The 26,107-nt window shown below is 71.2% G+C and carries 23 protein-coding genes; 10 read left to right on the forward strand and 13 right to left on the reverse strand.

The features are described 5' to 3' along the window. Positions 1–153: 153 nt before the first annotated feature. The 3 genes from ACFZCP_RS07645 to ACFZCP_RS07655 all read left to right on the forward strand — a co-directional run bounded on the left by ACFZCP_RS07645 (position 154) and on the right by ACFZCP_RS07655 (position 2,727). A complete protein-coding gene (locus ACFZCP_RS07645) occupies positions 154–876 on the forward strand; it encodes a hypothetical protein (RefSeq protein ID WP_391425016.1) in 723 nt (240 codons plus the stop codon). A gap of 168 nt (positions 877–1,044) precedes the next feature. Beyond that, entirely contained in the window at positions 1,045–1,662 is a 618-nt protein-coding gene (locus ACFZCP_RS07650; RefSeq protein ID WP_391425018.1) for an NAD(P)-binding domain-containing protein, read from the forward strand. 57 nt (positions 1,663–1,719) lie between these two features. After that, complete coding sequence (locus ACFZCP_RS07655) at positions 1,720–2,727, forward strand: zinc-binding dehydrogenase (RefSeq protein WP_391425019.1); 1,008 nt, start codon at positions 1,720–1,722, stop codon at positions 2,725–2,727. A gap of 116 nt (positions 2,728–2,843) precedes the next feature. On the opposite strand, the gene ACFZCP_RS07660 is transcribed toward ACFZCP_RS07655, so the two are convergent. Further along, entirely contained in the window at positions 2,844–3,326 is a 483-nt protein-coding gene (locus ACFZCP_RS07660) for a MarR family transcriptional regulator (protein WP_391425020.1), read from the reverse strand. Between the two features lie 221 nt (positions 3,327–3,547). Here ACFZCP_RS07660 and ACFZCP_RS07665 point away from each other — a divergent pair, with 221 nt between their 5' ends. Further along, positions 3,548–4,174 carry an isochorismatase family protein gene (locus ACFZCP_RS07665; RefSeq protein WP_391425022.1) on the forward strand — a complete coding sequence of 209 codons (627 nt, stop codon included), beginning with the start codon at positions 3,548–3,550 and terminating at the stop codon, positions 4,172–4,174. A gap of 7 nt (positions 4,175–4,181) precedes the next feature. Here ACFZCP_RS07665 and ACFZCP_RS07670 read toward each other — a convergent pair whose 3' ends face one another. Both ACFZCP_RS07670 and ACFZCP_RS07675 read right to left on the reverse strand, forming a co-directional pair. Continuing rightward, positions 4,182–5,075: a 3-hydroxyacyl-CoA dehydrogenase gene (locus tag ACFZCP_RS07670; protein ID WP_391425024.1), complete on the reverse strand. Its 894-nt coding sequence runs from the start codon at positions 5,073–5,075 to the stop codon at positions 4,182–4,184. Continuing rightward, on the reverse strand, positions 5,072–6,061 hold the full coding sequence (locus tag ACFZCP_RS07675) for a 3-hydroxyacyl-CoA dehydrogenase NAD-binding domain-containing protein (protein WP_391425026.1): 990 nt from the start codon (positions 6,059–6,061) through the stop codon (positions 5,072–5,074). The genes ACFZCP_RS07670 and ACFZCP_RS07675 overlap by 4 nt, the downstream gene beginning before the upstream one ends. A 762-nt stretch (positions 6,062–6,823) precedes the next feature. Here ACFZCP_RS07675 and ACFZCP_RS07680 point away from each other — a divergent pair. The 3 genes from ACFZCP_RS07680 to mdlC all read left to right on the forward strand — a co-directional run bounded on the left by ACFZCP_RS07680 (position 6,824) and on the right by mdlC (position 10,587). Continuing rightward, the gene (locus tag ACFZCP_RS07680; protein WP_391425028.1) at positions 6,824–8,041 is read left to right on the forward strand and encodes a CoA transferase; all 1,218 of its coding nucleotides are present in this window, start codon (positions 6,824–6,826) and stop codon (positions 8,039–8,041) included. Between the two features lie 41 nt (positions 8,042–8,082). Beyond that, complete coding sequence (locus tag ACFZCP_RS07685) at positions 8,083–8,862, forward strand: crotonase/enoyl-CoA hydratase family protein (protein WP_391425030.1); 780 nt, start codon at positions 8,083–8,085, stop codon at positions 8,860–8,862. 114 nt (positions 8,863–8,976) lie between these two features. Further along, positions 8,977–10,587, forward strand: coding sequence for a benzoylformate decarboxylase (gene mdlC, locus ACFZCP_RS07690; protein WP_391425031.1), 1,611 nt, complete (start codon positions 8,977–8,979; stop codon positions 10,585–10,587). A gap of 54 nt (positions 10,588–10,641) precedes the next feature. On the opposite strand, the gene ACFZCP_RS07695 is transcribed toward mdlC, so the two are convergent. Next, positions 10,642–11,907 (reverse strand): helix-turn-helix domain-containing protein, encoded by a 1,266-nt coding sequence (locus tag ACFZCP_RS07695; protein WP_391425033.1) that lies wholly within the window; start codon positions 11,905–11,907, stop codon positions 10,642–10,644. Positions 11,908–12,058: 151 nt separating this feature from the next. Between ACFZCP_RS07695 and ACFZCP_RS07700 the strand changes: the two genes are divergently transcribed. Then, positions 12,059–13,561, forward strand: coding sequence for a long-chain-fatty-acid--CoA ligase (locus ACFZCP_RS07700; protein ID WP_391425035.1), 1,503 nt, complete (start codon positions 12,059–12,061; stop codon positions 13,559–13,561). Positions 13,562–13,717: 156 nt separating this feature from the next. Here ACFZCP_RS07700 and ACFZCP_RS07705 read toward each other — a convergent pair whose 3' ends face one another. Together ACFZCP_RS07705 and ACFZCP_RS07710 are read right to left on the reverse strand one after the other, a co-directional pair. Then, positions 13,718–14,218, reverse strand: a complete 501-nt coding sequence (locus tag ACFZCP_RS07705; RefSeq protein WP_391425036.1) for a TetR family transcriptional regulator — start codon at positions 14,216–14,218, stop codon at positions 13,718–13,720. A gap of 138 nt (positions 14,219–14,356) precedes the next feature. After that, positions 14,357–15,634, reverse strand: a complete 1,278-nt coding sequence (locus ACFZCP_RS07710; protein WP_391425038.1) for a hypothetical protein — start codon at positions 15,632–15,634, stop codon at positions 14,357–14,359. Positions 15,635–16,565: 931 nt separating this feature from the next. Here ACFZCP_RS07710 and ACFZCP_RS07715 point away from each other — a divergent pair. Beyond that, positions 16,566–17,516 carry a zinc-binding dehydrogenase gene (locus tag ACFZCP_RS07715; protein WP_391425040.1) on the forward strand — a complete coding sequence of 317 codons (951 nt, stop codon included), beginning with the start codon at positions 16,566–16,568 and terminating at the stop codon, positions 17,514–17,516. Positions 17,517–17,608: 92 nt separating this feature from the next. After that, the gene (locus ACFZCP_RS07720; RefSeq protein ID WP_362683697.1) at positions 17,609–18,412 is read left to right on the forward strand and encodes an IclR family transcriptional regulator C-terminal domain-containing protein; all 804 of its coding nucleotides are present in this window, start codon (positions 17,609–17,611) and stop codon (positions 18,410–18,412) included. 83 nt (positions 18,413–18,495) lie between these two features. Here ACFZCP_RS07720 and ACFZCP_RS07725 read toward each other — a convergent pair whose 3' ends face one another. From ACFZCP_RS07725 to ACFZCP_RS07755, 7 genes are all read right to left on the reverse strand, one after another. Then, the gene (locus ACFZCP_RS07725) at positions 18,496–20,055 is read right to left on the reverse strand and encodes a hypothetical protein (protein WP_391425043.1); all 1,560 of its coding nucleotides are present in this window, start codon (positions 20,053–20,055) and stop codon (positions 18,496–18,498) included. Between the two features lie 66 nt (positions 20,056–20,121). Then, complete coding sequence (locus ACFZCP_RS07730) at positions 20,122–21,903, reverse strand: carbamoyltransferase N-terminal domain-containing protein (RefSeq protein ID WP_391425045.1); 1,782 nt, start codon at positions 21,901–21,903, stop codon at positions 20,122–20,124. Beyond that, positions 21,900–22,175: a hypothetical protein gene (locus tag ACFZCP_RS07735; RefSeq protein WP_391425047.1), complete on the reverse strand. Its 276-nt coding sequence runs from the start codon at positions 22,173–22,175 to the stop codon at positions 21,900–21,902. Before ACFZCP_RS07735 ends, ACFZCP_RS07730 begins: the two co-directional genes overlap by 4 nt. Then, the gene (locus tag ACFZCP_RS07740) at positions 22,172–22,354 is read right to left on the reverse strand and encodes a hypothetical protein (RefSeq protein ID WP_391425049.1); all 183 of its coding nucleotides are present in this window, start codon (positions 22,352–22,354) and stop codon (positions 22,172–22,174) included. Before ACFZCP_RS07740 ends, ACFZCP_RS07735 begins: the two co-directional genes overlap by 4 nt. Next, entirely contained in the window at positions 22,351–23,166 is an 816-nt protein-coding gene (locus tag ACFZCP_RS07745) for a hypothetical protein (protein ID WP_391425050.1), read from the reverse strand. Before ACFZCP_RS07745 ends, ACFZCP_RS07740 begins: the two co-directional genes overlap by 4 nt. Further along, positions 23,163–24,620, reverse strand: coding sequence for a histidine phosphatase family protein (locus tag ACFZCP_RS07750; RefSeq protein WP_391425052.1), 1,458 nt, complete (start codon positions 24,618–24,620; stop codon positions 23,163–23,165). The genes ACFZCP_RS07745 and ACFZCP_RS07750 overlap by 4 nt, the downstream gene beginning before the upstream one ends. Positions 24,621–24,631: 11 nt before the next feature. After that, a complete protein-coding gene (locus ACFZCP_RS07755) occupies positions 24,632–26,104 on the reverse strand; it encodes a radical SAM protein (RefSeq protein ID WP_391425054.1) in 1,473 nt (490 codons plus the stop codon). Positions 26,105–26,107: the final 3 nt, after the last annotated feature.

A 26,107-nucleotide genomic window follows, 5' to 3' on the forward strand; every position in this document is an offset into this window, starting at 1 on the left:
CGGGGTGCCCGCCCGCACCAGGCCCGGTGCCTCCCCGTGCAGCCGAGGTCGTCGGCGGGATACGAGAGGAGGGTGGACATGGCCTCGGCCGCCTCGTCCGCCAACGTGCTGCTCGTGCACGGTGCTCTCGTACCAACGGGTTGAGGAGAAGGAATGAGCGGCCTGCTCTCGGACGTTCTGGAGGCCCACGGCGGCGTGAAGCGGTGGGAGCAGCTGACGACCGCGACGGCCACCATCGTCAGCGGCGGCGAACTCTTCGCGGCCAAGGGCCTGCCGCAGGACCTCCAGCCGCGCCGCATGACACTCAGTCTGCATGAGGAACGCGCGTCGGTGAGCCCCTTCGGCTCTCCGGATCAGTACACCGACTTCACGCCCGACCGTGTAGCGATCATGCGGAGTGACGGCACGGTCGTGGCCGAGCGCCTCGACCCGCACACGTCGTTCTCGCGGCATGTCCTGGACACCCCCTGGGACCCGCTGGACCGCGCCTACTTCAACGGCTACGCGCTGTGGACGTACCTGGCCACCCCAATCTTCATGATCATGAGCAGCATGACCGTGGAGAAGAAGGAACCATGGACCGAATCGCCGACCGAGCGCTGGCGCCGTCTCCGGGTCACCTTCCCGGACGGCATCGCAAGCCACAGCACGGTCCAGGACTTCTACTTCGGTGACGACCTCCTGCTCAGACGGCACGACTACCACGTGGACATCGCCGGCGGCTTCGCGGCCGCCCAGTACGTCACTGACATCGAGGAAGCGGACGGCATCAAGTTCCCGACCAGACGTCGCGCGTATCTGCGCGGGCCCGACAAAAGCCCCGACCACGATCACGTCATGGTGAGCATCGAGCTGAGCGACGTGTCCTTCTCATGACGTCCTCCGATCCGGCGCTGCTCGGCCTCGACGGCGCCAGCGCAACGGCCGGCGCGCCGTCGTCGGACGTGCTGACCGACGGCGCCCCAGGAAGCGGCCGGAGCCGATCACACCGCCGCTGCCGGGGCGTCGGCACGGCCCCCTGCACACGATCTAAGGATGAGCAGCATGGCCGAACACAGCACCATCGGCATCCTCGGCGCGGGAGAGGTCGGCCGGGCCGTCGCCGGCAAGGCCGTCCGTCACGGACATGAGGTACTCATCGGCAACAGCCGGGGCCCGGAGACACTCAGGGCGGTAGTGGAGGAACTGGGGCCGAAGGCCCACGCGGTGACGGCCGAGGAGGCGGCGCAGCCGGACCTCGTCCTCCTCGCGGTGCCGTTCTTCGCCGTACCGGACCTGACCGGCCTCACCGACTGGTCCGGGAAGATCGTCGTCGACACGACGAATCAGTTCGCCGCGGCCAACCCCTGGCGCGGGCGGTACGACGTCGGTGACCTCACGGGCAGCGAATGGGTGGCCGAGCGCCTTCCCGGAGCGCGGATCGTCAAGGCGTTCAACACCCTGTTCGCCGCCTTCATCGCCGCGGACCCCCGGCACGAGGAAGGCCGCCAGGTGGTCTTCTACGCGGGCGACGACGCCGATGCGAAGGCGGCCGTGGCCGCTTTGCTGGACCGGTTCGGGTTCGCCGCACTGGACCTCGGTGGTCTGCGGGAGGGCGGGCGGCTGATGCAGCTCGACGGCCCGCTCAGCGCCCGGCACTTCCTGCTTCAGGACGCCGGCTGACGACCCGGGCGTCGGTCCCGCCGGGCACGCACGTCCAGCACATCCAGGAGGAGCGTCATGAGCCGTCGTGTCGTCCACACCCGTGGCGGGGCGCCCGCCGACGTCCTGACGGTCATCGAGGAGCCGGAGCCGCCGGCGCCGCAGACCGGTCAAGTACTCGTCCGCACCACCGCGTTCCCCGTGCACCCTGGTGATCTCCAGGCCGTCCAGGCGTATCCGGGGACCAGCGGACCACCGGTCCCGGCCGGTGTCGAGGCCACCGGCGTGGTGGAGGCCATCGGCCCGGACACACCGGTGGCACCGGGGGTCGAACCCGGCGCGCGGGTGACGGTCTTCCCGCACCCCGGCGCCTGGTCCCAGTGGATCATGGCGGCCGCCCGCGTGGTGGTCGCCGTACCGGCGGAAGTGCCGGACGAGGTCGCCGCGCAGATGCTGGTGAACCCGATCACCGCCGTGATGCTGCGCCGCGAGGCGGAGGCGCACACCTCCATCGGGTACGACGGCGTGCTGCTGCAGACCGCCGCCGGCTCGTCGGTCGGACGGCTGCTGACCGCCGTGTGCCGGGCCCACAACATCTCGATCGTCAACGTCGTCCGCAGCGAACGCGGTGCCGCGGAACTGCGAAAACGCTTCCCGGACGTGCCGGTGACGGCGACGGAGCATGCAGGCTGGGCCGACGCCGTGCGCAGCGCGGCCGACGGCCGTCCGGTGAGCGTCGCCCTCGACCCGATCGGCGGGAAACTCGCCGAGAGCCTTCTGGACCTGCTGGCGCCGGGCGGAAAACTCATCTGCTATGGGCAGATGGCCGCGGAGCCGATCTCGCTGCCCGCGTCGACGCTGCTGCACAAGTCGCTGACCCTGTGCGGCATGTCCGTCGGCCGCTGGATGTCGGACACCTCCGCCGAGAGGCAGGCATCCGACGTCGCCGCGGCGAAGCTGATCGCGACGGAGTTCCAGGACCAGTTCGACGTAGCCGCCGGCTACGGTCTCGGCGACCTGGCAGCGGCCGTGGAACACGCCGTACGGCCCGGCAAGGTCGGCACCGTCCTCGTCCACCCCTGGTAGCCACCCCTGCGGCCGGTCGGGTCGCTCGGGCCGCAGTTCGGCGTGGGCACCGGTTCACGCGGCGTCCAGGGTGTTGGGGCGTCGTGCCGTGGGGTCCAACCAGCCCCGGGCGTGGCTCAGTCGTCCTGGTCGCGTCCCGGAGCCGGGGTTGCGTGCCCGGCCTCGCGTTGGAGTTCGGCCACGCTGTGGAGGGCCGCCTTGAAGGAGGCGTACTCCTCCCGGCCCAGTGCCTGCGCGTGGCGCTCCTCGATCCCGCGCATGATCGCGGCTGCGGCCTCCATCTGGAGCAGACCGCGTTCGGTGGGGCAGATCAGTTTGGCGCGGCGGTCCGCCGGGTCGGGTCTGCGCTCGACGTACCCGAGGCGTTCCAGGTCGTCGATGAGGGTGCCGATGACCTGTTTGTGCTGTCCGGAGGTGCGGGCGAGTTCGCTGGCCCGGATGCCGTCGGCCCGCAGGTGCGCGAGGACGGCGCCGGTGCGGGGCTGGATGTCGTCGAAGCCCTGCTCGGCGAGCGCGGTGAACAGTTCGCGCTGCACCGACAGGAGGATCCGGGCGGCGAGCACGCCGAGGTCCGGTTGTGCGCTCTCGTGCCCGGTCAACGCCTCTCCCTCTCGGTGGTCGTCCGCGGCTGTGCGGGGTCACCAGCGAGTTTATGCGCCGGTCCGAGGGGTGCGGGCGTCGTCGTCGTGGTCCCGGGCGCCCTGTCGGACCGGTGCTTGCGCTCCAGTGGGGCGAGGTATAGCGTCAAATTAGTCACCGAAATTGACTATCAATTTTGTTGACCGATGGGGGTGCGGCTCAACCCCGAAGGAGCGGCAAGATGAGCGAGCGCAGCAAGTTCCTGGAATCGATCACCCGGGAGAACGCCGCCGTGGTGCTGGTCGACCACCAGGTCGGCCTGCTGTCCGGCGTCCGGGACATCCCGGTCGGCGAGCTGAAGCACAACGTGGTGGCCCTGGCGCGAGCCGCGACCGTGCTGGGGATCCCGCTGGTCGCCACCACCACCGCGGCCGACAGCATGTGGGGACCGACCACTCCCGAACTGGTCGAGGCGCTGCCGGCGGGGCAGAAGATCATCGACCGCAGCACGGTCAACGCCTGGCACGACGACCGGGTCCGCGAGGCGATCGAGGCCACCGGCAGGCGCAAGCTGGTCTTCGCGGGGGTGTCGCTCGAAGTGTGCGCCGCACTCCCCGCGATCTCCGCGACGGCCGCAGGGTACGACGCGTACGTCGCCGTGGACGCCTCCGGCACCTTCAGCCGGGCCAAGCGTGAGGCGGGGCTCCTGCGCATGCAGCAGGCGGGTGTCGTCGTCAGTGACTACGCCACCCTCATGGTCGAGGCCCTCGCCGACAACGCGGTCCCCGAGGCCGGCGCCCTGTACGCCGCCCTCGACATGCCGTTCGCCGTGCTGGTCGGCCAGATCGCCGCGGCCCACCGGGCCTGACCCGCGTTCAGGCGGGCAGCACGGCCAGGGCGATGCCGGTGAGATTGCCCTGCGCGGCGAGAATCTCCTTCCGGTCCGATCCGTCGAGGCCGGCCGCATAGACGCTGCCGGCCAGATCGGTCACGTACATGTGGCCGCCCTCCGGATCGAGGGCGATGCCGATGCCTTCCATCAGGTGGGTGAGGAGGATCTCGGGCGTCTGCTGCCCGTCCGGCAGCTGCATCGGCGAGCGGCTCACGCTGTTGCCCCGCGGCGGGTCCCCGCGATCCGTCCAGTACAGCGTGCGCTCCCCGAGGTCGAGCTCCAGGTCGATCGGCTCCGGCAGTCCCTCGAACAGCACCTCGATGTCGCCGCGTTCGGCCGGGCTCTGCCCGGCGGGCAGGTCGATCCCCGCCCGCAGGAGCCTCCCGAGTCCCGCGTCGCTCGGGCCCTTCTGCGTCCAGTAGAGGTGTCCGCCGACCGGGTCGACGGCGACTCCCACGCACCAGCGGGTCTCGTCGCGGCGGTCGTCGTCGCCCTGCCCCGTCTGTACGAGGGTCTCGACGTTCGAGCCGTCGAGGTCGCAGCGCATCACCCGCATGCCCTCGCGGTCACCCCAGTACAGCTTCCGGTCGGAGGCCTCCAGGTGGAGCTGCTTCGGCGTGTGCGTGCCGCCGTTCGGGACGATCGTCGTCCGGTTGCCCCCGTCCAGGTCCACGCGCTCGATCGAGCCGTCGTTCTCCGGCGGGACGCCCATGTTCGTCCAGTAGACGTGCCCGGCCGCAGCGTCGACGGCGATCCCGTCGGGAACCCTGCACCCGGTGACGACGAACTCCTTGTCGGAGCCGTCGGGGTTCACGGAGAACATGCGACCGCCGCTGCTGGCCTCGAGCACGAACAGTCTCTCCCGGCGCCCGGTCATGGTCCCTCCTCGGCCTCGGAACCCCGCTGGGCGCTCGACGGAGCGGACGCGTCGTGCTGGGCGCGCACGGCCAGCAAGGCGGAGAGCATCGCGTCGCGTCGCGCGGCCAGCTCGTGGACCGAGTGGCTGTCGGCCTCCTTCAGGACTCCGGCCACGATCGTCTCCTGCAGCTCGGGGGTGAAGTCGGGGGTGCCCAGGTCCTGCCAGGACGACACCATCCGCGGCATGAGCGTGTCCATGAAGTGCTGGATGCCGCCCTCGCCTCCGCCCAGATGCCACAGCAGATGGGGGCCCATGACGCCCCACCGGAGCCCCGGCCCCCAGGACACCGCGTCGTCGGAGTCCGCGACGTCGAGCACCCCCTCCTGGACCAGGTACACGACCTCGCGGTACAGCGCGGCCTGGATGCGGTTGGCGACGTGCCCGGGAAGTTCCTTCTTGAGGTGGATCGGCTTCTTGCCGATCGCAGCGTAGAACGACATGACGTCCTGGACCGTCTCCGGAGCGGTCCTCGTCCCTCCGACGACCTCGACCAGCGGGACGATGTGCGGGGGATTGAAGGGGTGGCCGATGACGGTCCGTTCCGGATGCCGGCAGTCGGCCTGGATGGTGCTCATCGTGATGCCCGACGAGCTCGACGCGATGATCGCGTCCGGCGGCGAGGCGTCGTCGATCTCGGCGAACAGCTTGACCTTGAGCTCCGGGCGCTCCGGCGCGTTCTCCTGCACGAGATCGGCGTCCGCGACGGCCTGGCGCATGTCCGCGGTGAAGCTCAGCCGCTCGCGCGAGGCTCCGGGCGCGAGCCCGATCGAGGCGGCCGCGTCCCAAGCGGCCTCCACGTAGGACCGCAGGGCCGTCTCCGCGGTGGGGGCGGGGTCGGTCGCCGTGACGTCGAAGCCGCGTACGAGATAGTGCGTCGCCCAGCTCGCACCGATGGTGCCGGTGCCGACGATCGCCACGCGTTGGACGGGCCTGTGCGCTTTCATGGCTGGTCACTGCTCCTGAACGATTGACACGGGCTGTGGGGGGAGCGAGGCGGCCGGCGGGACCGGCGTCCGTGGCCGGGCCGGGCACGCTCCGTGGCGAACGCCCTCGCGCCTGTCCGGCGCGTCCTCGCTCGCCGTCAGCCCACCCGTGAGCGCCGGTGGACGTCGGTGCGTGCAGAGGGCTGTGCGGTGTGCATGAGCCAACCCTGGGCTGTCGGCAAGGCCTGCACATCGGGCTGCGCGCCCAGGATTCGAGCGTTTCCTTGGTGTCGCGGTACAGAGGGTCCGTGTGCGAGGGCCCGTGTGTGAGGGCCCCCTGTGTGGGGGCCCGCGTGCGAGGGCCCGTGTGTGAACGCGTCGCCGTCCGCCGGTCCGGGGTGTTCGTCGGGTCCTCGGGGACGATCCGCAGGCCCGGTCGGGAGGACCCGTCGGGCGAATTGGTCCATGAACACCAAATTAGTCGTCAATGTGGTGTTCCGCGCCCAGTGGCCGGACCGCTGCCGGCTCCTAGCGTCGGTCGTACCGATCCCATCGGATCCCCGACCGGAAGGAGCGGCAGATGACGGCGGCACACCGTACTGCGGCCGATCCCGGGTCACGCCGTCCTGAACAGTGCCTTCCCGCGCCCAGGCGGAACTCCGACCGGGGCGGAGCAGCCGGTCCCGGACGGACCCGAGCGCTCCGGTTCCTGCCTGCCGGACAACCTGCTCACCGACGAGCAACGGGCGCCGCGTGCGACCCCGCCGAAGGCAAGGAACAGCCATGAGCAACACGCCTCTCCTGGAGGGACTGCACGTCGTCGATCTCGCGAGCTTCATCGCCGGGCCCGCCGCGGCCACCGTCCTCGGTGACTTCGGCGCCGACGTCGTCAAGGTGGAACCCCCGCGCGTCGGCGACGCCTATCGTTCGCTCAGCCGTATCCCTCCCAACCCCCGTGTCGAAGGGGTCAACTACCCCTGGCAGCTGGACAACCGCAACAAGCGCAGCATCGCGCTCAACCTCAAGTCGCCCGGAGCACGGCCCGTGCTGGAGAGTCTGGTGCGGTGGGCCGACGTCCTGGTGACCAACTTCCCCCCGCGGACCCGCGACAAGCTGGGCCTGGACTACGACGCTCTCGCCGCCCTCAACCCCCGGCTGATCTACGCCGATGTCACCGGCTTCGGCGAGGAGGGGCCGGACGCGCAGCTGCCCGGCTTCGACGTGACGGCGTTCTGGGCGCGCAGCGGGCTGATGGACCTCACCCGCCAAAGGGACGTGCCGCCGGCCATGAACGTGTTCGGATCGGGCGACCACTCCACGGCGATCACGCTGTTCGCCGGCATCATGACCGCGCTGTACCGCAGGGAGAGGACCGGCCGGGGCGCACGCGTCACGGTCTCCCTGCTCGCCGAAGGCGCCTGGGCAGCGGGCATGTGGCTGCAAGCCGTCCTGGTCGGGGCCAAGTCCCCCCGGCCCGTCGACCGGTCGGACCCGCCCAACGCGCTCGGGAGCATGTACCGCACGGCCGACGACCGGTGGATCGTCCTCGTCTTCGTCAACGAGGACAAGCAGGTCCCGCTCTTCCTGAGGGCCATCGGCCATCCCGAGGCGGCGGAGAACCCGCGCTACGCCGACACCCCGAGCCGCCGCGCCCACGCCGCCGAGATCGCAGCCCTGCTGGACAGGACGTTCGCCAAGCGGTCCCTGGCCGAGTGGCGCGAGGTCCTCGACGCCGCGGGCCTGACCTACGGAGTCGTCCAGACGCTCGAAGAGTGCGCCCAGGACCCCCAGCTCCTCGCCAACCGGGTGTTCGTGCCGATCGACGACGGCGGCGACGACCCGCATCTGACCATCGACAGCCCCGTACGGCTGGACCAGGAACAGAAGGTCCGTCCCGGCCCGGCCCCCGATCTGGGCGAACACACCGAGGCCGTGCTGCACGACCTCGGCTTCGACACCGCCGGAATCGAGGAACTGCGCAGGGCCGAAGCCATCGGCTGAGGCCCCATCCCGGCAGCGCCGCACAGAAGGGAACGACCATCATGACCACGGCCAAGGACACACCGACGGTGCGAACCGAGGACAACGACGGCATCTTCGTGATCACGATCGACCGGCCGAAGGCCCGCAACGCCATCGACGGAGCCACCGCCCGCGCCCTGGCGGCCGCCGTCGACCACCTGGACTCCCGCGACGACCTCATGGTCGGCATCCTCACCGGCGCCGGCGGCATCTTCAGCGCGGGCATGGACCTCAAGGCCTTCGCGGCGGGGGACAAGCCCATCGTCGAAGGACGGGGCTTCGCGGGGATCACCCGGGCCCGGATCAGGACCCCGCTGATCGCCGCCGTCGAGGGCTATGCGCTGGGCGGCGGAACCGAGATGGCGCTCGCCTGCGACATGATCGTGGCCGCGCGGAACGCCACCTTCGGACAGACCGAGGTCCACTACGGGATCGTGCCGCCCGAAGGGGGTATGGTCCGGCTGCCCGAACGCATCCCGCGCAACATCGCCCTGGAACTGCTGCTCACCGGCGACCCCCTGCCCGCCGAGCGCGCCGAGCGACTCGGCCTGGTCAACCACCTCACGGAACCGGGCCAGGCCCTGCCGCGGGCCCTCGAACTGGCCACCAGCATCGCGCACAACGCGCCCCTGGCCGTGGCAGCCGTCAAGCGCGTCCTCAACGAGCGGCGGGCATTCTCCGACCAGGACGCCTTCGCCGACCAGGACCGGATCGTCGCGCCGGTCCTGGAGTCCCACGACGCCCAGGAGGGCGCCCACGCCTTCGCGGAAAGGCGCACACCGCACTGGCAGGGCCGCTGACACCGGCCCCGCCCGCCAGATGACCGCGGGCCTGTACCCGGGCCCGCCCCGCAGGCAAGCCACCACGGCCCCGTCGGCACAGCCACCACCGCACCGCAAGGAAGGGCGCCCACGATGAACGAGCAGTCCACCGTCCACAGCGTGACCTACGACCTGCTGCGGACCCTGAAACTCACCACGGTCTTCGGCAACCCCGGCTCCACCGAGCAGCCCTTCCTCCAGGACTTCCCCGACGACTTCACCTACGTGTTGGCACTGCAGGAGGCGTCGGTCATCGCGATGGCCGACGCCTTCGCGCAGGTGACCGGCCGTCCGGCACTGGTGAACGTGCACTCCTCGGCGGGCATGGGCAACGCGGTGGGCAACCTGGTGGCCGCCTGGCACGGAAACACGCCTCTGATCGTCACCTCGGGGCAGCAGCACCGGGAACTGGTGATCGGGGAGCCCTATCTCGGCAACCGTGACGCCACCATGCTGCCCAGGCCGTGGGTGAAGTGGTCCTACGAGCCCGCCCGCGCCGAAGACGTGCCCGAGGCGTTCATGCGGGCCTACGCCCAGGCGGTGCAGCCGCCGGCCGGGCCGGTCTACCTGTCGATTCCGATGGACGACTGGAAGCGACCGCTGTCCGGTTTCACCCGGGTACGGACGGTGAGCGACCGCGTCGCCCCCGACGCCCGCCGGCTGCGCGCCTTCGCCGACCGCATCTCCGCGAGCCGCCGTCCCGCGCTGGTCTTCGGGCCGGAGGTCGACCGTGCCGGCGGCTGGGACGCGGCCGTCGCACTGGCACAGAAGCTGCACGCCGCGGTCTACGGCCCCCCGCTGGCGGACCGTACCTCCTTCCCCGAGGACCACCCCTTGTTCGCCGGGCCGCTGGGCATGTCGGTCAAGACCGTCGGCGACCGGCTCGCGGGGCACGATCTGGTCGTGGTGATCGGTGCGGAGGTGTTCCGGTACTACCCCTACGTACCGGGTGACTACCTGCCCGCGGGCACGGAGCTGCTCCAGATCACCGGTGATCCGGGGGTTGCGGCCACGGCGCGGGTCGGCGACAGCCTTCTGGGCGATCCGGGGCTGGCGATCGAACTGCTCGTGGAGACGGTCGCGGAGGGCTCGGCGCGCAGCGCGCCGGAGCCGATGCAACGGCCGCGCGCACTGCCGCAGGTCCCCAGCAGCCCGCTCACCCCGCCCGAGGTGTACGCCGCCCTGAGCAGGGTCCGGCCGCCGGACGCGGTCATCGTGAACGAGTCGACGTCCACGATGGCACAGCAGGTGGAGTGGCTTCCCACCGTCCGCTCCGGTTCGTTCTTCGCCACGGCGAGCGGGGGGATCGGCTGGGGCACCCCGGCCGCGGTGGGCGTCGCGCTCGGCGACCGGGAGCGGGGCGTGCAGCGGCCGGTGGTCGGCCTGATCGGCGACGGTTCCTTCCAGTACTCCGTGCAGGCCGTCTGGACGGCGGCGCAGCACGGCCTGCCGATCGTGTACGTGGTCATGCGCAACCAGGAGTACTCGATCCTCAAGTCGTTCGCGGTGCTGGAAGAGACCCCGGGCGTTCCGGGACTCGACCTGCCCGGGCTGGACATCGCCACGGTGGCCCGCGGCTTCGGATGCCTCGCGGTGGATGTGAAGACGACCGAGGACCTGGAGCGGGAGTTCAAGGCGGCCCTGACCGCCGGCACCACCACGGTCATCGTGGTCCCCACACAACCCCAGAAGGCCATGTTGTAGTAAACGGGCCCGAACGAGCGGCTGGACAGGTCAGTGACGGCATCACCGAGCAGGTCATTCGGGGCTCGCGCGCAGGAGCGTCGAGCCGAGGTACCGAACCGCGCGCAGGGCGACTTCCAGATCGGTGTGCCCCTTCTGGACCGGGTGCCCCATGATCTCCTCGGCTTTCCGGATGCGGTACTGCACGGTGTTCTTGTGGAGGATCTGAGCGCTGGCGGTCGCCGTGTAGCTGCCTCCGTTGTCCAGGAAGATCTGCGCCGTCTCCCGGAGCCTGGCGCTGTTCTCGTCGTCGACCGCCAGCGGGCCCAGGACGCCCCACACCCAGGCGCGCATGTCCCCGATGTTTCCGGCCATCAGGGCGATGGGCGCGACAGCGGAGAAGTCGGTGAACCGGGGTGCCGGACTGGCGGCTTCCGCGAGTTCCTGGGTGCGCAGTGCCTGCCGGTGCGTGGTGCGGAACCCGTCGATGCCGAACCCCACGCTTCCGGCGCACATGCGTATGGAAGGGTCGCTGCGTTCGAGCACGTTCGACAGTTCCTCGCCGGCGACGTCGTCGAGGGAGCCGAGCGGCAGCCAGGCCCAGGACAGGATGGCGTCCCGGGGGACGAACAGCGGCCTGCCCGAGCAGGGCAGCTTCGAGGCGATCTCCTCGGTGATCCGGTGCAGCCGGGCAAGCCCCTCACCCCCATGGCTCAGCGCGGGCAGCCAGGCCACCAGTCCGAGGTGATACTGCCTGAGCCGGTATCCGAGAGCCGGTTCTGCCGAGTCGAGGTCGACGTCGTTCTCGGCGAGGATGTCCCGCACCCGTGCGGCGCGGGCCGCGGTCTGGCTGAGCAGCCAGTGATCGCGTTCCTTCTGGTAGACCGCGATGACGTGTTCGGTCACCCGGTCGATGTAGCCGAAACTCACCTGCAGCATGCGCTGGTTGGCCGCGGTGGAGAGTTCGCAGCCGTCGGCGCCCTGCCGGTGGAGCTCGTCCAGACACCACTGCAGAAAGCGCCAGTGCCCGATCCTGTAGGCCCGGACCATCGAATGGAGGCGGACACCGCGCTGAGCCAGCCTCCTGGCGTATTCGAGGGCCGCAGCGGGTCCCTCGATCCGGTCCAGGGGTATGTCGTTCTCGAAAACATGCAGCAACGTGGCGACATTTTCCGCGATGCTGGCATGGAGAATTTTAACGACGGTTGGGTCCCCGCGCAGCTCCGGGATTTCGGAAATGACGTACTCCGAGATGTCGCGGCTGACCTCCGGGAGGTGAGACCCTACGTTTTCCGCGACCACGGACAGCATTTTTGCGGCCTCGGGATGTTCCGCAGCCATGATCCGATGCTACAGCGCGGACCGTGATTCATCCTTTTCTTCGAAGAGGGCGGAACCGGCCTCAACCCGGTCGCACGAGAGAGGGACGACAGTCGCCGAAGCCGTCCGGGCCGAGCTGGATCTGCCCGGGGCGCGGCGGAAAGGAACCGGCATGAATCTCGCATCCCATGTGGTGAGCAGCGCCCGGACGCATCCGGATCGCACCGCGCTTCGTCTCGGGGACGCCGTTGTGTCCTTTCGTATGCTCGACGAGGTCAGCGCCCGGATGGCGGGAATGCTCCGTGACCGTGGCGTGCAGCCCGGGGACCGGGTTGCGATCATGGTGCCGAACGTGCCGGAGTTCGCGTTCGTCTACTTCGGCGTACTCCGGGCCGGAGGCATCGTCGTCCCGATGAATCCCCTGCTCAAGTCCCGTGAGATCGTCTATTACCTCGGCAACTCGGGCGCCCGGCTGCTGTTCGCCTGGCATGACTTCGCCGGCGAGGCCCGGTCGGGTGCGCAACAGACGGAGGCGGACGCGGTCGTCGTCGAACCCGGCGCATTCGAGGAACTGCTGGAATCCGCCCCGGTTCTGGCGGACCTGGCCGACCGGCGCGAGGACGACACCGCGGTCATTCTTTACACCTCGGGGACGACCGGTCAGCCGAAGGGAGCCGAACTGACCCACGCCAACCTCACCCGCAATTGCCACAGCGTGGTCGACGAGCTGTTCCAACTCACGGCCGAGAACGTGATTTTCGGTGGACTGCCCCTGTTCCACGCCTTCGGGCAGACCTGCACCCTCAACGCGGCCGTCGCCTCCGGCGCGTGCCTGACGCTGCTGCCGCGCTTCGACGCCGGAAAGGCCCTGGGAATCCTCGATGAGCACGGGGTGACCGTCTTCGCCGGGGTGCCGACGGTGTACAGCAGACTGTTGCAGCAGTCCGACCGGGACTCCTACGACGTCTCCCGGCTGCGCGTGGCCTTCGCCGGCGGCGCGGCGATTCCGGCCCAGGTGCTGCACGATTTCCAGGCCGCGTTCGACTGCGTCGTACTGGAGGGGTACGGGCTGTCCGAGACCTCGCCCGTCGCCTCGTTCAACACCCTGCAGGCGGGCCCCAGGCCCGGTTCGGTCGGCATGCCGATCGAGGGCGTGGAGATGCGGGTGGTCGACGGGGACCGCAAGGAGGTGCCGCGCGGGGAGACCGGTGAGATCGCGATCCGCGGGCACAACGTGATGAAGCGGTACTGGCAGCGTCCCGAGGACACCGCCGCCGCGATCCAGGACGGTTGGTTCCACACCGGCGACCTCGGACGGGTCGACCAGGACGGATACTTCTGGATCGTCGGACGGACGAAGGACGTGATCATCCGCGGCGGGTACAACGTGTACCCGCGCGAGGTCGAGGACGTGCTCTACGAGCACCCCGACGTCGCCGACGCCGCCGTCGTCGGCCTTCCCGACCCCGACCTCGGCGAGGAGATCGGTGCGGCGGTCGTCCTCACCCCGGGCGCCCGCACCACGGCCGGGGAACTGCGCGAGTACGTCAAACGACAGGTCGCCGCCTACAAGTACCCCCGGAAGGTCTGGATCGCGGACGCCCTGCCGAAGGGACCCACGGGCAAGATCCTCAAGAGGGAGATCGTCCCGCCGGCCGGGCCGGACCTCCGATGAGTGGCTGCGGGGGAGCACGGGGGACGCGGCGCGACCCGGGGCCGTGGCAGCCGTGGAACCCCGGTGCAGCCACGTGGCCCCCGTTCGGCGGCGGAGCCTGTTTCGTCGACCGCGTACAGAAGGCGGCCGTCGATGAGCACCGTGGAGGACGGCCGATCAGCCGGATCGGTCGCAGAGGTCGTCGACGTAGGCCCGCGCCTCCACCTCGGGCAGCGTCCAGGGCAGGAAGACGGCCCGGTAGATGATGGGGGCCACCACCCGGTCGATGACGTCGTCGCCGCTGAAGGCGCTGTCGGGCCGCGCGGCGAAGCGGGCCGCCTCCGCCCGCCGGTCGCGCAGACAGTCCGACTCGCTCTCGCCCGCCGAGGCAGCTCCGCCGCGCAGCAGGGCGGCGTTCACCGGGACGCTGTAGTGGTTGATCATCTCCTGTGCCCAGGCGGTCAGATCGGTGCGCAGGTCTCCCGTGTCGGGAAGCCCGCGGTCCGGGTCGAGCCGGTAGGTCGCCAGATCATTGATCATGGTCCGGGCGTCGCCCCATCGTCGGTAGATGCTCGAGTGATTGACTCCGGCGCGCTCCGCGACCATGGGGATGGTGACGGCCTCGCTGCCCCGCTCGGAGATCAGCTCCTCGACGGCCTTCCGGACGGACGCCAGCACCAGCGCGCTGCGGCCGCCGGTGCGCCGCCGCGGGGACGGTTCTCCAACTATGCACCCACTGTAACGTGCACCTCTTGGCGTTAAGTTCTCCGCGTTCGTCGTAGAGCCCGCTCCGGGCCGGGAGCGCGCCGCCCGTGCTCAGGGGCGTACTGCGCCCGGGACGCCCTCGCACTCCAGGGCCCGGACGATGCGGTAGTCAGCCTCGACGGCCTCCGGGTCGGCGCTGCTGAGGACGACCTCGACGGACCGGGCCGCCGACATGACCGGGGCGTACCCCGGCAGGTCCGGGCCGACCGCGACCACGGTCGGCAGCCGCCGCAGGATGCGGCCCGCGCCCGGCGCGGCATCCTCGCCACTGCCCCGGTGCAGGTGTACCCGGACGATGCGGTGAGCGGCCTGGCCGGGAGCGGGCGGAGCGGGCACCGGCGGGATCCAGGTGTCCAGTACGTCCGTCACGCGGTCGTAGCCGGTTGCCCTGCGCAGCGCCTCGTCGGCCGGTGAGATCCCGGGCACCGCCAGCGCCGAGACCAGGAGCGGGCCCCGGTCCTCGTCGTGGGCGACGCGCGCGGTGACCGGACCGCGCATCACGCCCAGGACGTCGAGCACACGCATCATGTACGCCGACAGGACGCGCGCCAGCGGTTCGTGACGGTGCAACAGGTCCGTGCGGTCCAGGGATCCGTCGCCGGAGCGTCTCTCGGCCCACACGTCGGTGACGACATGGTCCGGCCGCCCGTCCGCGCCGGGCCGGCTGACACTGTTGACGACGAACTGCCGGGCGGGCAGTCGCTCGGTGAGGACGAGGTGCGCGTCGTGCGCGTACCGGGCGAGCGCTCGCCTCATGACGGGCCAGGCGGTGTCGATCCGGTTCGCCCCGTCGCAGGCCACCGGATCGACGGGGGTGCCGGCCGCAGCCGGGGCCAGCACGTAGCCGGGCAGCGGGCAGGACCCGGCCCAGGCCAGCACCTCGGCCAGATGCGCGCTGCGGATGCCGCGCGGCGCATCGATGCCGGCTCGCGCCAGCGCGGCCGCCTGTGCGCCGCGGTCGTAGCGCAGTCGCGACGTCTCGGGATCCCCCTGCGGCAGACCCAGCTGCCAGGCGATCCGCTCCGCCAGCTCGACGCCCGCAGCGCTCCCGGCGACGACGTCCGACACCCCCAGCCCGCGCAGCGCCTTGACCGTCTGCCGCAGGGATCCGCGATGCTCCACCGAGTCCGTGCAGCGGCCCGGTCCGGGCGCCGCTGCCAGTGCCGACGGCCGGTGCCCGGCGTCCGGCCGGACCGCCACGGTCCGCCATCCCTGCCGGGCGAAGGCATCCGCGTGGGCGAAGCCGCCGCAAGGAGCGACGATCGCCACGGTCCCGGCGGCGACTTGGGACCGGGGGGCTAGGACGGGTGCGGTGGTGGTGATGGCCATGGCAACGGGCTCCAGGACGAACGATGTGTCAGGGCGATGGGTGGCGGTACAGCCGGGCGTGGGCCGGCTACGAGGACCAGATGCGCGCGTTTCCCTGCCGGTCGCCTCCGGATGCGGTCGGGCCGGAAGGCGTTCCTGTGGCGGGCGGAGTTGCAGGCATGGGCACTCCCGGTAGATGAGGGGCCGAACCACGCCGTCCGGCGTGCACCGGCGGTCGTGCTCGGAGGTGTCGTGAGCGAATCCGTTCGGGGTGGTGCCGGGGCGCCCCCGGCTCAGGCGCTTCGGCGAAGCCGTGACAAGCGCAGCCGCCGTGTGACGGCACTGCGGTCGGCCGACAGTGGTGTGGTGTCGCGGACCCGGCTCAGGAGCCGTCTTGGGCAGCGGTCCGGCAGACGGTGCCGGATCTCGGTGCGAGGCGCTGGACGGCCGTCACACGGTGAGCGCTCCGCCCTTGCGGGACATGGAAGAGCCGGGCAGTCCCCTGGGGGACTCGGTTCGCCGCCGCCCACTGCGGCACTTGGTCGTTCATTCGGTGTCCTCCACCTGTCCCCGTACGCCTCCTGGAGCGCTCACGTTCCGACCCTGAAGCCGGGTTCCCCCAAGTCCTTGCCGGAGTTCCGGCCCGGGTCGATGAGTCGTTCCCTCTCCTCCCGTGCTGACGGCCGCCCCGTGGTGGTCTCGGCTGCGGGGGAACCGCCTGGCAGAGCGAGGCGGCATCACTATGTCTCTCCGAAAGGGCAAATGCAACCCGCGGATTTCAATTCTCATCTCCCGAGAAGTTCGATGTTGAACCTTCTCGTCGGATGAGAAATGAGCGGTCATTTCTCACCTCGTGAGAAAGATGTATGAAGCAAGAGGCCCAGGTCGGGGCCGTGATACGGATGCCCTAGCCTGTCGTCGTACACATCTGGCCCGCGTTGATAGGAGCACTGTGCGCGCCATTGTCATGAGGGAATTCGGCGGCCCCGAGGTATTGCGGCTGGAGGACGCTCCCGAGCCTGAGCCGGGGCGCGGGCAAATTCTGCTGGACGTGCGGCTGGCGGGTGTCAACTACGCAGATGTCCACGTTCGTGGAAATACCTACCTTGCTCCGGTCGAACTGCCGTACATCCCCGGGAACGAGGTCGTGGGCACCACCCCGGAGGGCAGGCGCGTGGTGGCGCTCACCCGGGGCGGCGGCTACGCGCAGAAGGCGGCGGTGCACCGCAGGCTGCAATGGGAGATCCCGGACGAGATCACCGACGAGCAGGCGGTGCCGCTGGCTCTGCAGGGGAACAGCGCCTACCACCTCCTCTTCACGGTCGCGCACATCACCAAGGGGCAGACCGTCGTCATCCCCGCCGCGGCAGGCGGCGTCGGCTCGCTGGCCGTGCAGTTGGCCTGCCGGGCCGGCGCCCGGGTCATCGCTCTCGCCGGCACGGACGAGAAGCGCCGGCTGGCCCTGGAGCTCGGGGCGACGGCGGCCGTCGACTCCTCCGACGAGGAGGGACTGACGGAGCGGATCCTCGACGCGGCGGGAGGGCCCGTTCACGCCGCGCTGGAGATGACCGGCGGCAGGACGCTGCAGCAGACCCTCGACGCGGTCGGCCCGCGCGGCAGGCTCGTCGTATACGGCTTCGCCGGCGGCCGGCTCGCCGACGTCCCCGTGCACACGCTGCTGCAGAAGTCCATCACCGTCGCCGGATTCTGGCTCCCGCACCTGTACGCCGACCGGACGCTCCCGCTGGCGGCGTCCATGCGGCAGCTCTTCGACTCCGTCGGCAACGGCACGCTCAGGATCGTCACCGGCGGAACCCATCCGCTGGCCGACGCCGCCAAGGTGCACCATGCACTCAACAGCCGTAGCAGCATGGGCAAGTTCAGCCTCGATACCACTGCGTAATAATCTTGTGCCATACCGTACGCGGTGGTGCCAGCACCGCGTACCGCCGCGCTCCATATGGGGGCGCGGTCGCGACGAAGGGGGTATGGCCGATGAGTGGACAGCGTGGAACCGGGACCAGCTACGCCGACCGCTTCATGCGGGTGCAACAGGCGTTCATCACTCTGGGCCCCGGTGCCCACCGGCTGTCCGAGATCGCCAAGACCGCCGATCTCGACGACTCCACCACCGGCCGCATGCTCACCGCCGGGACCTACAACAGCACCTTCGTGCGCATCGACCGCGGCCTCTACCAGCTCGGCAGTACGGTCGCAGACCTGGGGCTCCACGCACTCGCCGACGACAACCTCTCCGGCGGCGAGGCCGCGCACGTCCTGCAGGGCCTGCGCAGTGCGACCGACAACGGCCTGGTCTTCCTGTACATGAGAGCCCCCTTCGGCATAGCGGGCCGTCAGTGCCTGGACATGGCGGTGGGGGATTCCGACCTCGTCGAGCTCGGCATGACACCGCGCGACGTCCTCTCCGTCACGCGGTCGTTGCGCACCGGCGCCTCGGGGCGGACGATCCTCGCCTACCTGCCCGAACAGATCCAGCAGCGGGTGGCCGCCGACCCGGTCCCGGAGGAAGCCGGTCCCGGTGTCATCCGGGAGGCCGACGAACTGCTCGCCTCCCTCGCCGACGTCCGCGACCAGGGATACGCCCTGGGCTACCAGGAGTGCATGGCGAAGTGGAACTCCGTCGCCGCCCCCGTCATCTGGGACGGCGCGATCTGGGGCGCGGTCCTGCTCCTCAAGCCCATGGACGTCATGCCGGAGGCTCCCCAGCACTACATCTACGCCACCATCACGGCGGCCGCCCGGCTCAGCCAGCTCGGCGGAGCGTGGCCGGCCGACTGAGCACCTGCCGCACGGCGCGGACGTCTCGTCCCCGCACCGGCGGCGACTCTCCGGACCGCCGCCTGCCCGCCACGGCGTACGGCTCAGGCCTGTACCGACGGCGGGTCAGCCACCGCGGCACCCGGCGGGTCCTCGGCGCGCATCGGATCGCCGATCCCGGCCGGCGCTGTTCCGTCCCCGTCGCGGACCCGGTCGGCCGGCTGCCGCAGCGCCCCCGCGAGGGCCTCGGCCAGTACGTCCGCGCCGTGCGCGGTCGGATGGACTCCGTCGAGGAAACAGGGGGTCTCCTCGCCCGCGCACGCGGTGGACAGGTCCAGGAAGGTCGCGGCCGGGAAACGCGAGGACAGCTCGGCCAGGCCCTCCCGGTAGATCTGGTAGACGGAGGCGATCGAGGCAGCGTAGGCGTCGAAGAGCTCGGCCCGGCCGGGCTGCCCGGCCTTGCCGGTGAAGGCGAAGTCGTAGTGCGAGGTGACCCAGTTCTTCGTGAACGCGGTGCCCAGCGCCGGCTGGAGCAGCGAGTGCGGCTGCAGCGCACACACGAAGTGGATGCCCTGCTGCTCGCAGACGGTCGCCATCAGCGCCTGGTTGTCCAGCCAGACGGAACTGCGCAGCCGTGCCCCCGAACGCGGGAAGACGGCGGAGTCCAGCTGCGGCAGGCTTCGCACGACCGACGGTCTGCGGGCGAAGGGGACGTGCGTCTCGTCGATCTCGTGCGGGGCGTGGATCCTCAGGTAGTGGTGGTAGTCGGAGAAGGTCCAGTTCAGCACCTGTGCCCCCGGCCCGTTGACCAGGTCCATGGCGAACAGGGTGTTGAAGTCGTTCCAGCCGGAGAGGGTCACGACGCTGTCCGGACGGGCGTACCGCAGCCGGTAGAGCAGCATCGCGGACTCGCCGCGCGACCACCCTCCCGGCACGGCGAAGCTGAGCACCTCGGGGCCGCCGTCCGCGCCGCCCAGGTGCCGGTGGAGGCGTGCGGGGACGGTCGCGGCGTTGTCCGGCAGGCCGAGCCCGTACAGTGCGCTGCCGCCCAGCATGATCACCCTGCGCCGGGCGGAGGGCTCCAGATCGGCGGGCTCCGCCATGCCGGGCACGCGCAGGAAACCGAGCGGACCGACCTCCAGCCCGCCCCGCGCGTCGACACCGGCGAAGTCGCCGCCCCGCGGGAGGTGGCGTCCGGCCACCGGATCGAACAGCTCCGCCGGCGGGGCGGTCTCCCGACGGCCGCGTCCCGGCCTGCGATCGCGGAACAGCGAGGTCAGCAGCGCCGCACGCCCGTACCGGGTCACCTCCCCGCGCCCGTGCATGATCAGCAGCTCGCGCACCGGGACCGAGACGGCGAACCGGACCGCAGCCCTGCGGTCGACCGCGCCGCCGTCGTTGCGGAACACCAGCAGAGCGGTCACCCCTGCCTCGCGCACCGCGCGCCTGCTCTCCCGGGAGAGCAGGCCGGCGCCGATCTCCGCCTGCGCAAGCGCCAGGACCGGCAGCCGGAGTCGGCCGGCCAAGTCTTCCGCCCGCTCCCGGTCGCCGGCCACCGAGTCCGGCAGGATGAGCAGCGAAGGGCGTCGCCCGTCGCGTTCCAGCCGTTCCAGCGCCGCCTCGATCCCGCGGGGCCAGCCGGTGCACAGCAGCGCGGTGGTCATGAGTTGTCCTTCTCCTCCTGCGGCGGACACGGCGGCCGGTCGTCCGGTCGTCCGGTCCGGGTCGGGTCAGTCGAGCGGCAGGCTGTCGTGGGCCAGTTCGGCCGACTGGTCGGCCTGACGGAACAGGTGGTCGCCGATGACCAGCAGGTCCATGCCCGTGCGCAGGAAGCACCGGTAGGCGTCGTCGGCGGTGGCGACCACCGGCTCACCCCGTACGTTGAAGCTGGTGTTCACCAGGGCGGCACAGCCGGTGCGGGCACGGAAGGCGTCGATGAGCTGCCAGAACCGGGGGTTGTCGGCCGCCTCGACGGTGTGGTGCCGGGCGGTGCCGTCGACATGCGTGGCGGCGGGGATGGGTGAGCCGTCGTCGCCCTGGCGGACCCGGGTGGTCAGCAGCATGTAGCGGGAGGGCACGGCAGGCTCCAGGTACTCGTCCGCCGCCTCGGCGAGGAGCGAGGGCGCGAACGGGCGGAAGTCCTCCCGGGCCTTGATCCGGGAGTTCAGCCAGGACTTGGCGGCGGCGTTGCGCGGGTCGGCCAGGATGCTGCGGTTGCCCAGCGCCCGGGGACCGAACTCCATGCGCCCCTGGACCCACCCGACCACCTTCCCCTCCGCGAGCTCCCCGGCCACCTCCTCCGCCAGCTTGCCGAAGTCGTCGTACGACGTGCAGTGCGCGCCGTAGCGGGCCACCAGGTCGTCGACGGCCCCGTGGGGTATGTCCGGGCCCAGGTGGGCGGCCTTCATCCCGTCCGGAACGGGGGCGGCCGGCCGCGGTCCGTGCAGTGCCAGGTGGTGGGCGGCGAGGGCGGCCCCCACCGCGCCGCCGGCGTCTCCGGCGGCGGGCTGGATCCACACCCGGTCGAACCCGGCCTCGTGCAGCACCCGCGCGTTGGCCACGCAGTTGAGCGCGACACCGCCGGCCAGACAGAGCGCGTCGGCGCCGGTGCGCTCCCGCGCGTGGCGTGCGAGACGCACCATCACCTCCTCGGTGACCTGCTGCACGGCGAGCGCGAGGTTGGCGTACCGCTCCGCACCGCCGGTCTCGGGCCTGCGGCGCTCCATCCCGAACATCCGCTCCCAGCGCCGTACGTCGATGATGGTGGCGCCGCGGTGAAAGGAGAAGTACCGCATGTCGAGGACGAACGAGCCGTCCTCGCGCACGTCGACGAGGCGTTCCAGGATCAGTTCGCGCAAGGCGTGGGTCTGCGGGGAGTCGGGGTCGCCGTACGCCGCGAGACCCATCAGCTTGTACTCGCCGCTGTCCACCTTGAACCCGCAGAAATGGGTCACCGCCGAGTACAGCAGCCCGAGGGAGTGCGGGAAGACCTGCTCGGCCAGGGCGGTGATCCGCGCTCCCTCGCCGAGGAAGATGCCGGTGGTCGCCCACTCGCCCACCCCGTCGACGGTCAGGACGGCGGCACGCTCGAACGGCGAGGGGTAGAACGCGCTCGCCGCGTGCGACAGATGGTGCCTCGACCACAGGACGGGCAGGTCCTCGGACAGCCCCACGGAGCGCAGCCCGGCACGGATCAGCCGCTCCGTGCCGTCGGGGCGCGCGATGCCGCCGCGCACGGCGAGCCGGAACGCCGCGGCCCCGTCCGGCGCGGCACCGAGCAGACTCCAGCGGACGCGGTGGCGCTTGAGCCACGGCGACTCGTAGTAGGCGATCGCGTCCACTGCGCCGGGTGCCTGTTCGAGCAGATAGGACAGGGCCCGCCGGGGGAAGGCGGGGTCGTGCTTGTGCCGGGAGAAGCGCTCCTCCTGCGCGGCGGCGACGAGTTCACCGTCGACGACCAGTGCCGCGGCGCTGTCGTGGTAGAAGGCCGAGATGCCCACGATGGTGGTCATGGCAGGACCCGTCCCTTCGGCTTGCCGCGGCGGTGGCAGGAGCGTTCGGAGGGTGCGGTGCCGGCCCGGCCGGCCAGGAAGTCGGCCGGGCCGTACGTCCGGTCCAGCCGGCGCAGGGCCGAGCCCGGACCGGCGCCGAAGGCCCGCAGGGCGAGCGGGTCGCGGGCGCCGCCGAGCCGCACGACCAGGGCCAGCGGGGTGAGCACGGCGTAGTACACGGCACAGGTCAGGGCGTACGACACGGCGGACGCGGCCCGGTCGACGGCGCTCACCACAGCGGGTAGCTGTCGCCGCTGCGGTTGCGCGCCCGCCGGAACCGGATCAGATCCGAGTCCGTGCTTTCCCTGGCGGAGGCGCGCGCTCCCGGGGTGAGCCGTCTGGCCACCGCCGACAGCGCGCGGAAGCACAGGTCCGACGCTCTGCGGACGGCGCTGCCCTTCCTGCTGTTCATCGTGTGCCACTCCTTGCCACTCGTTGCGAACTGTCCGTCCCGACCGCGGGTGTGGCCTCCAGGCCGAAGCCGGTCACCTGGGCGACCAGCGCATCCGCCCGGGCGGCGGTGGGGGCTTCGAGGGGGAGGCCGTCGCGGTCGTAGAGCGCGGCCAGCGTCGCCCGCACGGCGAAGCCGGGGTCGTCCCTTCCGGCGAGCCGGGCGAGGAAGGCCGCGATGTCGTCGAAGGCGATGACCCAGCGGCGCGGCACGGCCACGCGTACCACCGGCCCCTGCGTGGCCTCCAGCGGCGACCAGCGGGTGGGCCTGCGGGTGCCCACCTCGGCGGCATCCGCGGCCCACACGTCGAGCGCCGCCTCGATGCGTTCCTGGCTCCAGCCGTGCCACGGGCGTGGCCCGGGCGTGAAGACGGCCCGTGGGCCGTGTCCGGAGAGCACGAGCAGCTGGGAGGCGGCCTGGTCGGGGGTGTCGGGGCTGTGCGCGAGGTTGCCGTACAGGACGTCGCTGAGCTCGCGGCGCAGCGCGGTCTTGACCTCCACCACGCGCGCGCAGGCATCCCGGCCGCTCACCCGCACGTACTCGGCGGGCCTGCCGATCAGATAGCGACGGATGATGCCCGCGGTGAGCGGACGCTGCTCCGGGTCGACCTGCGGGTAGATCCCCGCCACCTGGCTCTCCGTCAGCCTGAGGGGCACGCGGCCCGTCACGGTGAGGCCGGCACGCCGGACGGCGTCGACGGCGTGGTCGGCCAGCCCCCTCTCCAGCGCGTCGGGCTTGAGGAGCAGGAACGAGTCCTCGGTGGGTGGGGTCATCGGGTGCAACTGCCTTTCTCCTGGTCGAGCGCCGTCAGCTCGGTCAGGGCCGCGCGGTAGAGCGCGGCATGCCGTTCGCTGCCCTCGGTGCCGGCAACTCCGGGGGCGGTGAGGAAGAACCAGAGGCCCAGCAGGAGCCGGACCCGGACCAGTCGCCGCAGCTCCTGGGCATGGTCCGAGTCGCCGCCGAGCAGCCGGGCGTGAGGTCTTTCGTGCCGTGCGGCGGACTGCAGCGCGGGGTAGAGCGCGGAGGCGCCGACGATGGCGCAGGCCTGTCCGAGCAGCCGGGGGCCGGGGCAGAGCGAGTCCAGGTCGATCCGCACCAGCTGCCCCGTGTCGGTACGCACGGTGTTGTCGCGGTGGAGGTCGAAGTCCGTGACGTGGGAGCGCTCGTACAACAGCTCCCGCAGCTGGTGATCGCGGGTGAGGGCGCGCAGCTGCCGCACCGCCTCGTTGTCCGGTCCGCACAGCGCGATGTCGATGCGGTCGCCGAGGGAACGGACACCGGTGAAGGCATCGGCGTCCACCGCGGCCGCGAGCCGTGTGTTGAAGCGTTCGTAGAAGTCGAGGAGTTCCCATTCCTCGTCGTGCCCGAGACGGTGGCCGAGGGTGGCGCCGGGTAGGAACCGGCGCACCGTGACGGCCGAGCCGTCGCTGCGGGCCGCGGCCGCCAGCAGCGGGGGAGTGCCGGTCGCGGTGCTCACGGCGTGCTGGACGGCGCGGTAACGGCCCAGCCTGCCCTCGGCGCCGAGACCCGGTACCAGTTTGACCACGTACTGGACGACAGGGGCGGCATCGTCGGGGCCCGGGGCGACCCGGTGGGCGGCCGGTCGCCAGAGCTGGTTGAGCCGCTCCGGCCGCAGGGCCGTCCAGGGATCGGCCAGCAGATGGGTGTCACCGTGACCGATCGCCACGGGCGTGGTGCGCGCTCGCTGCTGCGCGGTGTTCACCAGGCTCCGCAGGAACGCGGCGTGCGTCACGGCGAGTTGGGTGCGGCCGTACAGATCCGCTCCGCCGGGGCCCGTCGAGGCCGTGAGGAAGGCGATCGCCCTGGCCTGGAGCCGGTCGCCCGGTTCGGCCCCGGGGATCGCGTCCAGGTCGCCGCGCGCCTTCCACACCCGGTGGTGCTCGGGGAAGAGCCGCGCGGCGTCGGCATGGGTGAGCCCTTCCAGCACGCCGGCGCCGACTTCCGCGAGCAGGCGGGTGCTCGTCACGGGAAGACCCAGCCGGCGTCCGGCAGCGGCCGCGGTCGACCGGGCGCGCACCGCGTCACTGCTCCAGACGGTGCGGATCCCCGCGTCGTCCGCGAGCCCGGCCGCCCAGCGGCCGGCCTCGGCGGCTCCGGCCGCGGTCAGCGGCGGTGAGGCGATGGCGCCCTGGATCCGGGCCTGTGCGTTCCACTCCGACTCGGCGTGCCGGCGCACCATCAGCCGTACCGGGGTGTGTGTGGCCACGACCGTCCCCCTCAGCCGGCGGCGGCCGTGGCGGTGCCGACACCGTGCGCGGCCCAGACGGCCCGCCCCGCGTCCTGGCCCATGCGCAGGAAGGTCGAGCGGGCCGCCCGCGCGGCGGGGTCGGACAGGATCCGGCCGACCTGGGTGTCGAGTTCGCTGAACGGGGTGTCGAACTCGCCCTGTTCGCGCAGGTGGGCGTGGAGGGAGGTGACGGCCCCGGCGTAGATGAGCATGTCCCGCAGCTCGCGCTCGTTGTAGCTGCTGGCGGAGACCACGCGCAGCTTCTCGTCGGCCTTGATCCAGATCTCGTCGTCCGTGCGGTCGAGCAGCTCGAACAGCTTGGTCTCCGGAATGGCTGTCAGGTGGTACGAGTGCACCGACCAGGGGCGCAGCTCCTCCACGGTGAACCGCAGCGACTCCCGCAGGCCGGCCATGTCGTCTCCGGGCAGCCCGACGATGAGCTCGGCCCGCCAGGGGATGCCCCGGGCCGTCAGGTGCGGGACGTACTTCATGATCTTCCCGAAGTGGTTGCCGCGTACGTGCTTGGGCACGCTGGGGTTGGTCGTCTGAAGCCCCATCAGCAGCTCTTCGATGTTGGACTCGACGAGGATGTCCACGAATTCGTCGTCGAGGAACTCCGGGCGCATGTAGGCGTTGATCGCGATGTCCGGGGCGAGGTCCCGGAACATACGCAGGATCTCCTTGCCCCGGGCCGCCTTGCCGCCGAGGATCGGGTCGATCAGGAAGAGGCGGCGGATCCCCCGGGCGCGCATGTTGCTGATCTCGGTGCGCACGAAGTCGGTGTCGAAGGTGGCGAAGAACGGCAGGGTGTTGTGGCCGCAGAAGCTGCAGTCGTAGATGCAGCCCCGCGCGGTCTCGTACCAGGTGAAGTCGGTCTCCACCGGATCTCCGGCGAGGAGTTCCTCGAACTCCGGGCCGAACAGCTCGATGCCGTGCGGCAGACGGCGGTCGCGCCGGTCGGGCACCGCGTGGCGGTAGGCGTCCCGGCGCTCCCGGCGGGCCGAGTACAGAGGCTGGGCCAGCCCGTTCTCCAGGTGGAGGCCGTCGAAGCCCGGGTTGTCGGCCCGCTGTTCGCAGAGCCAGGTGAGCGGCTCCTCGCCCTGGCCCATGGCGAAGACCGTTCCGTCGGGCCAGTCGGCGTAGGGCATGGCCCTCGTCTCCGGCCCGCCGCAGACCACCAGCGGGGCCTGTGGGGCGCCGGACAGTTCCACGGTCAGCTGCCGGGTGCGTTCCAGGGTCCAGATGTAGGCGGGGACGCCCACCACGTCGAACCCCTCGGCCAGCAGTGAGGCCCCGGCCGCCGGGGCCGACCAGTCCTGCTCGTCGAACGCCCGCAGCCGGATCTCCCACTCGGGATGCCGACGGCGCAGGTAGGCGCCGAGTCGCATGGAGCTGAGCGCGTGGGTGATGGGGAACTCGGCGAAGCGCTTCGAGTCGAAGAAACTGACGAGCGCGACTCTCATGGG

The organism is Streptomyces sp. NPDC007971 (assembly GCF_042958635.1).
Classification (GTDB): Bacteria; Actinomycetota; Actinomycetes; order Streptomycetales; family Streptomycetaceae; genus Streptomyces.